Origin of the sequence: Actinoalloteichus caeruleus, from assembly GCF_049311605.1 — a bacterium.
GTDB lineage: Bacteria > Actinomycetota > Actinomycetes > Mycobacteriales > Pseudonocardiaceae > Actinoalloteichus_B > Actinoalloteichus_B caeruleus.
The window spans coordinates 5,605,410-5,618,578 of the sequence record NZ_CP186005.1 but is presented as its reverse complement, the minus strand read 5'-3'; the positions used below and the strand labels follow the sequence as shown (position 1 = coordinate 5,618,578).

10 protein-coding genes are annotated in these 13,169 nt (G+C 74.5%); 8 read left to right on the top strand and 2 right to left on the bottom strand.

Annotation, left to right across the window (positions count from 1 at the left end):
• Window positions 1-374: 374 nt before the first annotated feature.
• Window positions 375-1,202, bottom strand: coding sequence for a dienelactone hydrolase family protein (locus ACOJVX_RS23095; protein ID WP_035292502.1), 828 nt, complete (start codon window positions 1,200-1,202; stop codon window positions 375-377).
• 167 nt (window positions 1,203-1,369) lie between these two features.
• Here ACOJVX_RS23095 and glmS point away from each other — a divergent pair, with 167 nt between their 5' ends.
• The 5 genes from glmS to tsaE all read left to right on the top strand — a co-directional run bounded on the left by glmS (window position 1,370) and on the right by tsaE (window position 7,958).
• Window positions 1,370-3,241, top strand: a complete 1,872-nt coding sequence (gene glmS, locus ACOJVX_RS23090) for a glutamine--fructose-6-phosphate transaminase (isomerizing) (RefSeq protein WP_026419484.1) — start codon at window positions 1,370-1,372, stop codon at window positions 3,239-3,241.
• Window positions 3,242-3,429: 188 nt separating this feature from the next.
• Window positions 3,430-4,905 carry an NAD(P)H-hydrate dehydratase gene (locus ACOJVX_RS23085; protein ID WP_422647090.1) on the top strand — a complete coding sequence of 492 codons (1,476 nt, stop codon included), beginning with the start codon at window positions 3,430-3,432 and terminating at the stop codon, window positions 4,903-4,905.
• Between the two features lie 71 nt (window positions 4,906-4,976).
• On the top strand, window positions 4,977-6,164 hold the full coding sequence (alr, locus tag ACOJVX_RS23080) for an alanine racemase (protein ID WP_418152974.1): 1,188 nt from the start codon (window positions 4,977-4,979) through the stop codon (window positions 6,162-6,164).
• Window positions 6,161-7,249, top strand: coding sequence for an alpha/beta fold hydrolase (locus tag ACOJVX_RS23075; RefSeq protein ID WP_026419481.1), 1,089 nt, complete (start codon window positions 6,161-6,163; stop codon window positions 7,247-7,249). Before alr ends, ACOJVX_RS23075 begins: the two co-directional genes overlap by 4 nt.
• A 187-nt stretch (window positions 7,250-7,436) precedes the next feature.
• Window positions 7,437-7,958 (top strand): tRNA (adenosine(37)-N6)-threonylcarbamoyltransferase complex ATPase subunit type 1 TsaE, encoded by a 522-nt coding sequence (tsaE, locus tag ACOJVX_RS23070; RefSeq protein ID WP_051314125.1) that lies wholly within the window; start codon window positions 7,437-7,439, stop codon window positions 7,956-7,958.
• Window positions 7,959-8,464: 506 nt separating this feature from the next.
• Here tsaE and ACOJVX_RS23065 read toward each other — a convergent pair.
• A complete protein-coding gene (locus ACOJVX_RS23065) occupies window positions 8,465-8,965 on the bottom strand; it encodes a MarR family winged helix-turn-helix transcriptional regulator (RefSeq protein WP_035292498.1) in 501 nt (166 codons plus the stop codon).
• Between the two features lie 141 nt (window positions 8,966-9,106).
• Between ACOJVX_RS23065 and ACOJVX_RS23060 the strand changes: the two genes are divergently transcribed.
• The 3 genes from ACOJVX_RS23060 to ACOJVX_RS23050 all read left to right on the top strand — a co-directional run bounded on the left by ACOJVX_RS23060 (window position 9,107) and on the right by ACOJVX_RS23050 (window position 12,994).
• Complete coding sequence (locus tag ACOJVX_RS23060) at window positions 9,107-10,621, top strand: amidohydrolase family protein (RefSeq protein WP_103055987.1); 1,515 nt, start codon at window positions 9,107-9,109, stop codon at window positions 10,619-10,621.
• Between the two features lie 421 nt (window positions 10,622-11,042).
• The gene (locus ACOJVX_RS23055; RefSeq protein ID WP_422647089.1) at window positions 11,043-12,314 is read left to right on the top strand and encodes a sensor histidine kinase; all 1,272 of its coding nucleotides are present in this window, start codon (window positions 11,043-11,045) and stop codon (window positions 12,312-12,314) included.
• Window positions 12,311-12,994 carry a response regulator gene (locus tag ACOJVX_RS23050; protein WP_026419478.1) on the top strand — a complete coding sequence of 228 codons (684 nt, stop codon included), beginning with the start codon at window positions 12,311-12,313 and terminating at the stop codon, window positions 12,992-12,994. The genes ACOJVX_RS23055 and ACOJVX_RS23050 overlap by 4 nt, the downstream gene beginning before the upstream one ends.
• The last annotated feature ends 175 nt before the right edge of the window (window positions 12,995-13,169 follow it).

Here is a 13,169-nt window from a genome sequence, read left to right as displayed (position 1 = left end):
CGGGGAACCCGGCGAGCTGTGGCAGGGGCGCCCTCGGCGCCCCACCCGACATGGCCGGGGTGGTCTCCCGCCCATCGCCGTGGTGGGCGGTCCGTGGGAGTGCCCGGCGAGCGGCGGCCGCCGTCCCGGCGCCCCGCCCTGCCCCTGGGAGCTCGGGCGGAGGTCGGTGGTCCCCGCCCACCACCGGGAACCGTCGCCCACGGATGCCGGCGTCAGGGACCACAGCCGCCCGCTCCGGCGCCGGGCCGGTCAGCACCCGTCAGTCACGTACCCGTGCCCCGCGCCCGTCAGGCGCCCCGCGATGGCGCGAGCCCGGCTGGGAGGTGGAGCCCTTCCCGGTCCGGCCCGCCCGGCTGGGCGGCGGTGGAGGCGGGTCAGGCGGGGAGACGGCCCCGGTCCTGCCGCCGGCCACGGCTGTAGTCGAGGGTCGCGCCCTTCACCTCGGTCTCCAACAGCGTGTCGTAGCGCCGGTCGTCGGTGAGCACGCGGAGCAGGAAGGCGGTGGTCAGGGCCTTCACCAGGTCCGCGTGTTGGCGCCGGGGCCGGCCGTCCATCAACAGGTCCGTCCAGTGGCGGCCCTCGGCGAAGGTCAGGTGGTTGGCCTTGCGCACGGTGCGTAGCTGCACCGGGCCCTTCCAGCCGTGCGAGACGGGCTCGGCCATCGCCACGGGGGGAGCGATCCGGTCCTCCTCGGCGGCCAGGTGCAGCGCCGGCGCCCCGCAGTCCCGCGCCGCGTTGATCGCCGAGGGCCGCGTCTCGGTGACGGCCAGGGTGACGACGGCCCTGATCTCCGGCCAGTTCGCCGCCGCGAGCACGGCCGCGCCCGCGCCGAACGAGTGCCCCACCACTCCCATCCGGTCGGGGTCGACGCTGATGTCCCCGGTGCCCAGCCGCACCTTCGCGCACACCTCCAGCGCGGTGTGGAGGTCGGCGGCGAAGAGCCGGTGCGAGGGCAGCAATCCCTGGTGGGTGGCGGGGGCGGCGACCACGAAGCCCCAGGAGGCCAGGTGGCGGAGCAGGTCGCGGTAGCGGCGGGTCGGCTGCATCCACCCGTGCCCGAAGGCGACCGCCGGAAGGCCCAGCCCCTGCCGTGGTGTGACGACCGTCCCCGGCAGTCCGACCAGCGCGAGGTCCCCGCGCAGCACGCCGTGCGGTCCTGGCTGGCTGAGTTCGGCGATCAGCTTCTTGGCAAAGCGGGCCATGAGGGGCGACGGTAGTCGATGATCGACGCTTCCGGGCAGTCGCGCCCCACCTGACAGCCACCTCACTCGATCCGAGGCATCGCGGCGGCGGGTCGGCGACGCGAGCGCCGTCACCCGAGGGGCTGACCGGTCCGGTGACGGAGTGTTGGCTAGCTACCCTGTTCGGCGTGTGCGGAATCGTGGGATACGTCGGGAACAAGCAGGCGCTTGACGTGGTGCTCGACGGCTTGCGCCGTCTCGAGTACCGCGGTTACGACTCGTCCGGGGTCGCGGTGCTTGACGGGGCCGGCGGCCTGGCGGTCGAGCGGCGAGCCGGCCAGCTGGGCAACCTGGAGGCCCGGCTCGACGAGGTCGGGCGGGACAGCCTGCGCGGGACCGCCGGCATGGGCCACACCCGGTGGGCCACGCACGGCGCCCCCACCGACCGCAACGCCCACCCCCACGTCGACACCACCGGTCGGGTGGCGGTGGTGCACAACGGCATCATCGAGAACTTCGGCGTGCTCCGTGCCGAGCTGGAGCGGTCCGGTGTCGAGCTGGCCAGTGACACCGACACCGAGACGACCGCGCACCTCATCGCCAGGGCGTACGACGGCGTCGACGACCACGGCACGGCGGGTGACCTGGCGGCCAGCGTCCGCGCCGTCTGCCGCCGGTTGGAGGGCGCCTTCACCCTCGTCGTGACGCACGCCGACGTGCCGGGACGCGTCATCGCGGCCCGGCGGTCCTCCCCGCTGGTGGTGGGCGTGGGGGAGGGCGAGACCTTCGTGGCCTCCGACGTGGCCGCCTTCATCGAACACACGCGGGACGCCGTCGAGCTGGGCCAGGACCAGGTGGTGGAGATCGACGACGCGGGGTACCGGGTCACCGACTTCCACGGCGTGGACGTCGAGACACGCCCCTTCCACGTCGACTGGGACATGGACGCCGCCGAGAAGGGCGGCCACGAGTACTTCATGCTCAAGGAGATCGAGGAGCAGCCCGAGGCGCTCGCCAACACCCTGCGCGGCCACTTCGTGGACGGCAGGGTCGTGCTGGACGAGCAGCGGCTCGCCGACCAGGACCTCCGCGACATCGACAAGGTGTTCGTCGTGGCCTGCGGCTCCGCGTACCACTCCGGGCTGGTCGCCAAGTACGCCATCGAGCACTGGTGCCGCTTGCCGGTCGAGGTCGAGCTGGCCAGCGAGTTCCGCTACCGGGACCCGGTGCTCGACCGGGACACCCTGGTCGTCGCCGTCTCCCAGTCGGGTGAGACCGCCGACACCCTGGAGGCGATCCGCCACGCCCGGGAGCAGAAGGCCCGGGTGCTCGCGGTGTGCAACACCAACGGCGCCCAGATCCCCCGGGAGTCCGACGCGGTGCTGTACACGCACGCGGGCCCGGAGATCGGCGTGGCCTCCACGAAGGCCTTCCTCGCGCAGGTCGCCGCCAACTACCTCGTGGGTCTGGCCCTGGCCTCGGCACGCGGGACCAAGTACCCGGACGAGGTCGCGCGGGAGTTCGCGGAGCTGGAGGCCATGCCCCAGGCGGTGTCCACGGTGCTGGGCACCGCCCCCCAGGTGCGGGAGCTGGCGCGGGACCTGGCCACCGCGAAGGCCGTCCTCTTCCTCGGGAGGCACGTCGGCTACCCGGTGGCCCTGGAGGGCGCGCTCAAGCTCAAGGAACTCGCCTACATGCACGCGGAGGGCTTCGCGGCCGGGGAACTGAAGCACGGCCCCATCGCCCTGATCGAGGAGGGGCTTCCCGTCGTCGTGGTCATGCCCTCCCCCAAGGGGCGGGCGGTGCTGCACTCGAAGCTGCTGTCGAACATCCGCGAGATCCAGGCGCGGGGGGCGCGCACGATCGTCATCGCGGAGGAGGGCGACGACACCGTGCGCCCCTTCGCCGACCACCTCATCGAGATCCCGGCCGTGCCGACCCTCCTCCAGCCGTTGGTGTCGACGATCCCGCTCCAGGTGCTGGCGGCGGAGATCGCCCGCGCCAAGGGGTACGACGTCGACAAGCCCCGCAACCTCGCGAAGTCGGTCACCGTGGAGTGACCTCGCGCTCGGTGGGTCGCGGGGGCGCCCGGCGGGGCTGGCCCGATCCCGTCGCCCTGCGCGAGGCTGGACGCGGTGGGTGAGGACGGTGGTGCGCGGGTAGCCCCCGACCGGGGCGGTCCACGGGGGCGCTCCCCCACCTCGGCCGGGCCGTCCGGTCCGCCGAACTGCGGCCAGCGGGAGGGCAAGTGCGGGGTGCGTGGACGACGACGCGGGTTCGGGACGCCGAGGACCGGTTGCTGCGCCGGGTGCCGTCCGCCCGGCTGATGCGGCGCGCGGCGTACGGGGTCGCGGTGGAGGCGGCCGTGATGTTGCGGGCGCACACCGGAGGTACCAGCGGTCGACGTGTCGTGCTCCTCGTGGGTGCGGGCAACAACGGCGGGGACGCGCTGTGGGCCGGCGCCTTCCTCCGCCGCCGTGGGGTGGACGTCACGGCGCTGCTGCTGGCTCCCGGCCGGGCCCACCCGGAAGGGCTGGCCGCCCTGCGCCGGACCGGCGGCCGAGTGGTGGAGGTCGGGGACCACGACGAGGTGACCGCCGTGACCCCCCGCCTGGCCGCCGCCGATCTGGCGGTGGACGGGATCGTCGGGATCTCCGCGTCCGGGCCGTTGCGACCGGTCGCCGCCGAGGTGGTCTCGCGGCTGTCCTGCCCGGTCCTCGCGGTCGACCTCCCCAGCGGCGTCGACCCGGACACCGGAGCGGTGCCCGGGCCCGCGGTGCGGGCCACCGCCACCGTCACCTTCGGTGCGCGCAAACCCCTGCACCTCCTCGGCCCGGGAAGCGAACACGTCGGGGAGCTGCGGGTCGTCGACATCGGTCTCGGCCCGGAGCTGGGTGAGCCGGACCTCCGGGCGCTCGACCGGCACGACGTGGGGCTGGGCTGGCCGGTGCCCGGGCCGGCCGACGACAAGTACACGCAGGGCGTCGTCGGGGTGGCCGCCGGCTCCTCGGTGTTCCCCGGGGCGGCGGTGCTGGCGACGGGAGCGGCCGTCGCGGCGACCTCGGGCATGGTGCGCTACGCCGGACCGGCCGCGGACGCCGTGCGTTCCACCTGGCCGGAGGTGGTGGTCACCGGGTCGGTGGAGGACGCGGGGCGGGTGCAGGCCTGGGCCGCCGGACCGGGCATCGGGGTCGGTGAGACCGGGCGGAGGGTGTTGGAACAGGTCCTCGCGGCGGGGCTGCCGACGTGCCTGGACGCCGACGCGATCACGCTCCTGGCGCGGCACGAGGAACTGTGGGACCTCCACGACCCCGACACGACGTGGGTCCTGACCCCGCACGAGGGCGAGTTCACCCGCCTGGTCGGCGAGGTCGGCACGGACCGGGTGGACGCCGTCCGCCGGGCTGCGCGCCGGTTCCGCTGCGTGGTCCTGCTCAAGGGGAACACCACGGTCGTCGCGGACCCGGACGGCCACGTCCTGGTGAACCGCTCGACCTCGTCCTGGGTCTCGACCGCGGGGTCGGGGGACGTGCTGACCGGGATGATCGGTGCCCTGCTGGCCTCGGGGGCGGAACCGGCGCTCGCCGCCGCCTGGGCGGCCAGCGCCCACGAACTGGCCGGGGAACTCGCGGCGCGAGGAGCGCCGATCGGGGCGTCCGCGCTGGTCCCCTCGGTGTCCGAGGCGATCCGGGTGCTGCGGCGTTCCGCCGGACTGCTGCCGTGACACCAGCGGTCGCCCCGAACCCGGCCCGCCTGCCGGGACCCGGCTCCTCGTCGTGACACCATGGAGTCGTCATGAGCGCAGAACAGGACGCGCCACTGTCCCGGGCGGACGTGGTGGTGGACACGACGGCCATCCAGCACAACGTCGAGTTGCTGGTCGCCATCGCGGCCCGGTCGGGCGCCGGGACCATGGCCGTGGTCAAGGCCGACGGGTACGGGCACGGCGCGGTCGCGGCGGCGCGGGCGGCCCTGCGCGGTGGGGCTGGCTGGCTGGGTGTGCGGTCCCAGGACGAGGCCCTGCACCTGCGGGCGCATGGCCTGACGGCCCCGGTGCTGTGCTGGCTGCACCTGCCCGGGGAGACGTTCACCGAGGCCGTCCGGGCCGACATCGACCTGTCCGTGGCCACCCTCGACACCCTGCGGGCGGTGATCGCCGCCGCCGCGGAGGTGGGTGGCGCGGCCCGCATCCACCTCAAGATCGACACCGGGTTGTCCCGGGGTGGTGCCACCGAGGAGGACTGGCCGGCCCTCGTGGGCGCGGCGGCGGACGCCGAACGCGCGGGCCTGGTCCGGGTCGTGGCCGTCTGGTCGCACCTCGCCTGCGCGGACGAACCCCACCACCCCTCCATCGACCGCCAGGCGGAACGGTTCCAGGACGCGTACCGAACGGCCAGGGCCGCCGGGCTCGACCCCATCCGGCACCTGGCGAACTCCCCAGCGACGTTGACCCGGCCCGACCTGCACTTCGAGCTCGTGCGCCCCGGGATCGCGATCTACGGTCTCAACCCGGTGCCCGAGGCCGCGACACCTCCGCTGCGGCCGGCGATGACCTTCCGGTCGGTGGTGGCCCTGGTCAAACGGGTCCGGGCCGGGGAGTCGGTGTCCTACGGGCACACGTGGACCGCCGAGCGGGACACGACGCTGGCCCTCGTCCCGGTCGGGTACGCCGACGGCGTGCCCAGGGCGATCTCCGGGCGGATGTCGGTGTGGCTGGCCGGCAGACGTCGCCCCATCGCGGGTCGGGTCTGCATGGACCAGTTCGTGGTCGACTGCGGTGACGACGCGGTGTCCGAGGGAACCGAGGTGGTGCTCTTCGGGCCGGGGGACCACGGAGAACCCACCGCGAGTGAGTGGGCGGACGCCATCGGCACCATCAACTACGAGATCGTGACCGGGATGTACCGGCCGCGAGGCCACCGGTTCGAGGTCACCGGCGCCCCGCGCCCGGTGCGGGCCGTCCGCGAGGAGCGTCGCCGGTGAGGCCCTGGCAGGTGGTCGGCATGGTCGGCGGCGTGATCGGTGCCGCCCTCGGCGGTGCGGTGGTGGGCGCCGCCGCCCAGAGCGCCAGGTTCGCCGCGTTGCGGGAACGCGGTGAGCTCGCCGAGCTCGGGGTGTCGCCGGCCGACCGCGAGTACACCGTCGCCGCCGACGACGGGCTGCCGCTGGCGGTCGAGGAGATCGACCCGGTCGGTGGCGGGGCCGAGGTCACCGTGGTCCTCGTGCACGGGTACGTGGTCGACCGCCGGTGTTGGCACTTCCAGCGGCGGGACCTGCCGGAGTCGGAGTCACCGAGGGTGCGGCTGGTGCTCTACGACCAGCGCAGCCACGGCCGCTCCGGCCGGGGTCGCCGCGACTCCGCCACCATCGAGCAGCTGGGCAGGGACCTGGCCGCGGTGCTGCGGGTCGCGGCGCCCACCGGCCCGGTGGTCCTGGTGGGCCACTCGATGGGCGGCATGACGGTGATGGCCCTAGCCGAACAGCAACCGGAACTCTTCGGGGAACTGGTCAGGGGGGTGGCCCTGGTGGGCACCGCGGCCGGGGACGTGGGCAAGAGCGGCCTGCCGAGGACGTTGCTCTCCCGCCGCAACCCGGTGACCCGGGGCCTCGGGAGGTTCGCCGACTGGCAGCCCGAGCTGTTGGAGGCGGCCCGTCGGGCCGGCAACCACCTCACCTGGGGAGCGACCCGCGCGGTGGCCTTCGGCGACAAGTCGGTGGACCCCGCGCTGGTGAACCTGATGTACGACATGATCCAGGCGACGCCGATGCGGGTGTTCGCCGACTTCGTGGACACCTTCACCACCCACGACCGGGTGGCGGCCCTCAGCGGCCTGGCGCACTGCGAGACCCTCGTGCTGGCCGGGGACGCCGACCGGGTGACGCCCTTCTCCCACTCGGAGATCATCGCCGCGGAACTGCCGGACGCCGAGTTCGTCAGCGTCGCCGGTGCCGGCCACATGGTCATGTTGGAGCGCTCCGACCTGACCACCGAGGCGTTGCGCGGGTTGATCCGCCGGGTGGTGGAGAACCGGGAGTCGCACCGCGGCCGGCAGCGGAGCGGTCGGTGACCCGGGCGCGGCGGGGTCCCGGGACCCGGTGGGTGTTGGAACGGGGGACATCGCTGGCGCGGCGTTCACCGCGGAGGCATGGTGGGTTCCACCGGATCGCCAACCACGACCGGCCGGCCCGGGCGTGGGCCCACCACCGGTACGGGACGGGCACACCTCTCGACCAGCACGAGGCACGGGAAGGCTGATGAGCGACACGACGGGGACACGGACCGGCCACTGGTCGGTCGACCTGCCCACGCCCGAGGACACCGAGCGGCTGGGGCGACGCGTCGGCGAGGTGGCGCTGGCCGGCGACCTGATCCTGCTCGACGGGCCGCTGGGCGCCGGCAAGACCGTGTTCGCCCGTGGCGTCGCGGCGGCCCTCGGGGTGACGGGCCGGGTCACCTCGCCGACGTTCGTCATCGCCAGGGTGCACCGCCCGACCCCCGAGGGACGCGGGGTGCAGCTGGTCCACGTCGACGCCTACCGGCTGGGAGGGCTCGCCGAGCTGGAGGACCTGGACCTCGTCAGCGACCTCTCCGACAGCCTCGTCGTCGTGGAGTGGGGCGCCGGGACGGCGGAGCAGCTCGCCGAGGAGCACCTGCTGGTGCGGCTGCGGCGGCGGGACGACGACGTCCGACTGGCCACGCTGGTCCCGCACGGGGAGAGCTGGCAGCGTCGGCTGGCCGACCTGAATCCGCCCGACGGCAGCGGCCAGCGGAGCTGACTCCCGGTACCCCGTGTCCCGGGGGCGCGGTCGGATGCGCGGCCGAGGTGGACGCGCCCCGGTTGACGCCGCGGCTCCGCCCTGCCGGCGGTTGTCGTCTCGGGCTGCCCTGGCGTCCTCGGGGTCGTCGTGAAGCCCGGGCCGTGGGGGCGCCCCGGGCCGTCGAGGTCCGGATGGGGTGCGTGCGACGCGCCGGGCCGGCGGGGGCTGGCCGGTGGCACGCGCCGAGGACGTCCAACTCGGGCGGCGGTGCCGGGGGCTCGGGGACGGCGTTCTGACCGCCGGAATCGACCTCCGCGTGCGCAGGGGCGGTGCGATGGGCGCATCTGCCTCCGGTGCGGGCTGACGACCGGTCGCAGGAGTCACCCAGGGGCGGGTGCGCCGCCGTCGAGCACCCACGCCCACGATCGACCGGAGCACTGGGCGCGGGTCCCGGGGGCGCGGGCGGCGGGACCGCCGAGCCGGCCGTCCGGCGTTCCGCTCGCGGGGCGGCCCGGACCTCGACCTCACCCCCGCTCGGTGGCGGGCAGGGGGTCGGCGCCCTCGTCGGGCGCCCCGTCCAGCACGGCGAGGACGGTTTCGGAGATCTCGGCCACGGCGTCGAGCTGCGCGGGAGTCAGCAGGTCGACGAAGTGCCGTCGCACGTCGGCCACGTGCAGCGGCGCCGCCGACACGATGGCGTCCCTGCCGGCTTCGCTGAGAGCGACCACGGAGCCCCTGGGGTGTTCGGGGCAGGGCTCTCGCACGACCAGGCCCCGGTCCACCATCCGCCCGAGCTGGTGGTGCAACCGGCTCTTCTCCCACTGGGTGACCGTCGCGAGCTGGAAGGCCCGCAGCCGACCTCCCGGCGCCTCGGACAGGGCCACCAGCACGGCGTAGTCGGCCTCGGAGAGGCCGGAATGCCGCTGGAGGCGCTGGTTGAGCCGTCGGCGGAGGTGTCGCTGCATCGTGTAGAAGCCCCGCCAGGCCCGTTGCTCCCGCTCGTCCAACCACTCCTCGTTCGACATCACCGCATCCTAGGCAGCGGCGTCCAGGTCAGTTGACATGTCATCTCGGCGGCTCCTAGGTTCGGATCACGATCACCACCACGAGCCACCGCCGGCCGCGTGGGCGCGCGGCCGCGCACCAGGACGAGGAGAGGCGGACGCATGCGGGACCAGCGGGATGGCCGGCGCTCGAACCAGGTCAGCAGGAGGTCGCTGCTCGGAGGCGCGGCCGCCGCGGCGGGCGTGGCGGGCGTGGCGACGGGCGCGGCCGTGGTGGGCGGGGCCGCCACCGCGCACGCCGTCGAACCTCCGGCGGCCGAACGGTTCCGCCCGGGCCGCCCGATCGTCCTCCGCGGCGCCACCGTGGTCACGATGGACGACGAACTCGGTGTGCTGGCCGACGCGGACGTGCTGGTCGTGGGGACGAGGATCGAGGCGGTGGGCCACGCGCTGCCCACGCCACCGGGCACCGCCGTCGTCGAGACCGGCGGCGGGCTGCTCACCCCGGGGTTCGTCGACACCCACCGGCACGTGTGGCAGACGGCGTTGCGGGGGGTGGGGGTGGAGTGGACCCTCGCCGAGTACATGGAGCGGATGTTCGGCCGCTGGGGGCTCGCCTACCGGCCGGAGGACCTCGCGGCTGGCAACCGGATGGGCATGGTCGAGGCACTCGACGCGGGGGTGACGACCGTCCTGGACTGGTCCCACAACCTGCGGACCCCCGAGCACGCCGACGCCGCCGTGGACGGACTGCTCGCCGTGCCCGCCCGCGCCAGGTTCGGCATCGGCAACGCCTTCGCCGACTCGGCGGGCTGGATCCACGGCGGCGAGGTCGACCGCCTGCTGGACAGCAGGTTCCCCAGCAGGGACCAGTTGGTCACCCCGCAGATCGCCTACGACATCGTGCCCCCGGACGAGGAACTGCTCCCCGCCCTGCGCTTCGCCAGGGACCGGGGCCTCCAGTGGACCTCGCACGGCGGGATCGTCGGTTACGCGGCCGACGAGACCATCACCTTCCTCGCCGACAACGGCTTCCTCTCCCCGGACATCACCCTCGTGCACGGTGGCGCCTACGGCGAGGACGGGTACCGGCGGCTCGCCGACGCCGGAGCCTTCCTGAGCATCGCGGCCGAGAGCGAGCTGAACGCGGGACAGGGCTACCCGCCGAGCCACCGCGCCCGGGAGTTCGGTGTCCGGATGTCCCTGTCGATGGACACGGTGGTCTGGTGGAGCGGGGACATGTTCTCCGCCATGCGCGCCACCCTCAACGCGGACCGCGGCCTGGCGCACCTCCGCGCCCACGAGCGCGGCGAGGTGCTCCAGTCGAACGCCCTGCGTTCCGCCGAGGTGCTGGAGTGGGCGACGATGGGGGGTGCCCGGGCGCTCGGGATGGAGGCCGAGATCGGCTCGATCACCCCGGGCAAGCTGGCCGACCTCGTGCTGCTGCGGACCGACACCACCGTCATGAGCCCGCTCAGCAACCCCGTCGGGCACCTCGTCTTCCAGGCCGGGCGTGCCGACGTGGACACCGTGGTGGTCAACGGCCGGGTGGTCAAGCACCGGGGCGAGCTGGTGGGCGTGGACGTCGCGGGCGCCCGGCGCGAGGTCGAGGCGTCCCTGGAGCACCTGCGCGCCGAGATCGGTGACCAGGAGTGGGAGGCGGCGAGCCACGGGTGACGGGACGGCCCGCCCGCTCCCGGCCCGCCCGCCTGGTGATCGTGTGCGCCGTGCTCGACCGGGCTGGGGTGCCGGGAACCCGCCGTCGAGCGAGGAGGGACACCGCCCGGCCGGGGGCGGTGGTGACCTCGGCGGAGGGAGCGGGCCGGAGTCGACCGGGCGCCGGCGAGGCGGCCGTCGTCGAGACGAGGGGGTGTGGCCCTGTCCTCGGCCGGGTCGGGGACCGCCCGCCGGTCACCCGCGCCACGCGGCGCACGGACGCGAGCCGGGCGACGAGCCGGCGTGGGCCGAAGCCCCCGCACGTCCCGGCGACCGCCCCCGCGACCAGCCGCCGCCGGGCCGGAGGTCGTACCAGGGGGTGAGGGGCGACTCGGACCCCGAGGTGATGCGCCCCGGGCGGCGCCCGGCATAGCGTGGCCGGGTGCCACCCCCGCCCGCCCCGGACCGCCAGCAGCCGCACCTCCGCTTCCCCGTGCACCGGAACAGCCCGGTCGCCCTGCTGCACGGCTGGCGGCTGGCGACGGTCGGGCTCGCCCTGCTGGTCCTCCTCCTGATCACCCTGCCCAGCGGGGCCATCCAGCTCGCCGAGAACTACGCCGTCGGCGGCGGTCTCGCCGTCGCCCTCCAGACCTTCCAGACCCTGCCCCTGGTGCTGAGCCTGGTCCAGCCGGTCGCGGCCTGGGCGATCTCCCTGGCGGCCGGAACGGCGATCGCCCTGGTCTCCACACCGGGCGGCGAACCGTGGCCGTGGCCGGCGGCCGGTCTGATAGCCCACCTCGGGGTCCTGCTGGTGCTCGTGGGCTGTTGCCGGTGGTGGACGCTGCTCCTCGCCGCGCTGGCGGAGCCGCTCGCCGTCGCGGCGATCTCGTGGCTCGTTCCCGACGAACGCCAACCCGATGCGCTCGTTCCGCTGGTGGTCATCTTCGTGGTGCTGTTGGTGGTCGGCGTCGTCTGGTCGTTGCGCCGTGACCTCCGCCGACGACTGCGGGAGCACCAGCGGCTGGCCGAGGAGGAACGGGCCCGCCGCACCGTGCTGGAGGAGCGAGCGCGGATCGCCAGGGAGATGCACGACGTGGTGGCGCACCACATGTCGGTGGTGACGGTGCAGGCGGAAACCGCTCCCTACCGGATCGCGGACCTCCCCGACGCGGCCACCGAGGAGTTCGCCTCCATCGCCGCCTCGGCACGCCGGTCGCTCGCCGAGATGCGCCAGCTCCTCGGAGTGCTCCGTTCCGACTCGGGGTCGTCCGCACGTGCCCCGCAACCCGCGCTGGACTCCCTCCCCGAACTGGCGGACCTCACCAGGGGCAGCGGTGTCCCGGTCACCCTGCGGCCGCTTCCCGACGAGGTGGTCCGAGAGCTGCCCGGGACGGTGCAGTTGGCCTGCTACCGGATCGTGCAGGAGGCGCTGAGCAACGTGGTGCGGCACGCGCCAGGAGCGGCGACGACGGTGGACCTGGCGTACGCGTCCGGTCGGGTGGCCGTGGAGGTGACGAACGAGGCACCGCGCGCTTCGGGGCGCCCGCCCCTGGAGCGGGTCGGTACCGGGCACGGTATGACGGGCATGCGGCAACGGGTGGACGCGCTGGGAGGCGACCTGGAGGCCGGACCGCTGCCCGGCGGCGGGTTCCGGGTGGTGGCCCGCCTGCCCGTGGGAGGAAGCGTCCCGGACGGAGGAGACGAACGCGGATGACCACGCGACTCGTGATCGTCGACGACCAGGCCATGGTGCGGGCCGGTTTCGCCGCGTTGCTGGCGGCCCAACCCGACGTCGAGGTGGTGGGGGAGGCCTCCGACGGCGCGGAGGCGGTGGCACTCGTCGGCAGGCTTCGCCCGGACCTGGTGCTGATGGACGTCCGGATGCCCGTGATGGACGGCCTGGCGGCCGCTCGCACCATGCTGGACCCGGTTCGGGTCGCCCGGGCCGGGCACCAGCCCCGGGTGCTGATGCTGACCACCTTCGACGTCGACGACTACGTGTACGACGCCCTCCGGGCTGGAGCCAGCGGTTTCATCCTCAAGGACGCTCCGGCCAGTGACCTGATCGCCGCCGTCCGGGTCGTCGCCGGGGGAGACGCGTTGTTGGCCCCCACGGTCACCCGCCGACTGATCGCCGAGTTCGCCCGCCGGCGTCCCGTCGTCTCCCGGGCGTCGAGCAGGCTCGCCGCGCTGACCGAACGGGAGACGGAGGTGCTGCGACTGGTCGCGCGGGGGCTGTCCAACCAGGAGATCGCGGCGCACCTGGTCGTGGCGGAGCAGACCGTGAAGAGCCACTTCGGCCGTGTCCTCGCCAAACTCGACCTGCGGGACCGGGCGCAGGCCGTGGTCTTCGCCTACGAGAGCGGCCTGGTGACGGCCGGAGGGCACGACTAGCCCAGGGTCGACGGTCCCGGCCCGCCGCACGGGCCAGCGGTCCCCCGTGCGCGGTGCGCCTCGACTCCCGGTCGTTCCTCGGTGTGGCGGACGTGCTCCGCCGGCCCGGTCGGGTACCAGCAGTCGGCACGTGGGCACGCCCGCGGCCCCGGCCCGAGGGCACTCCCGTCGCGGA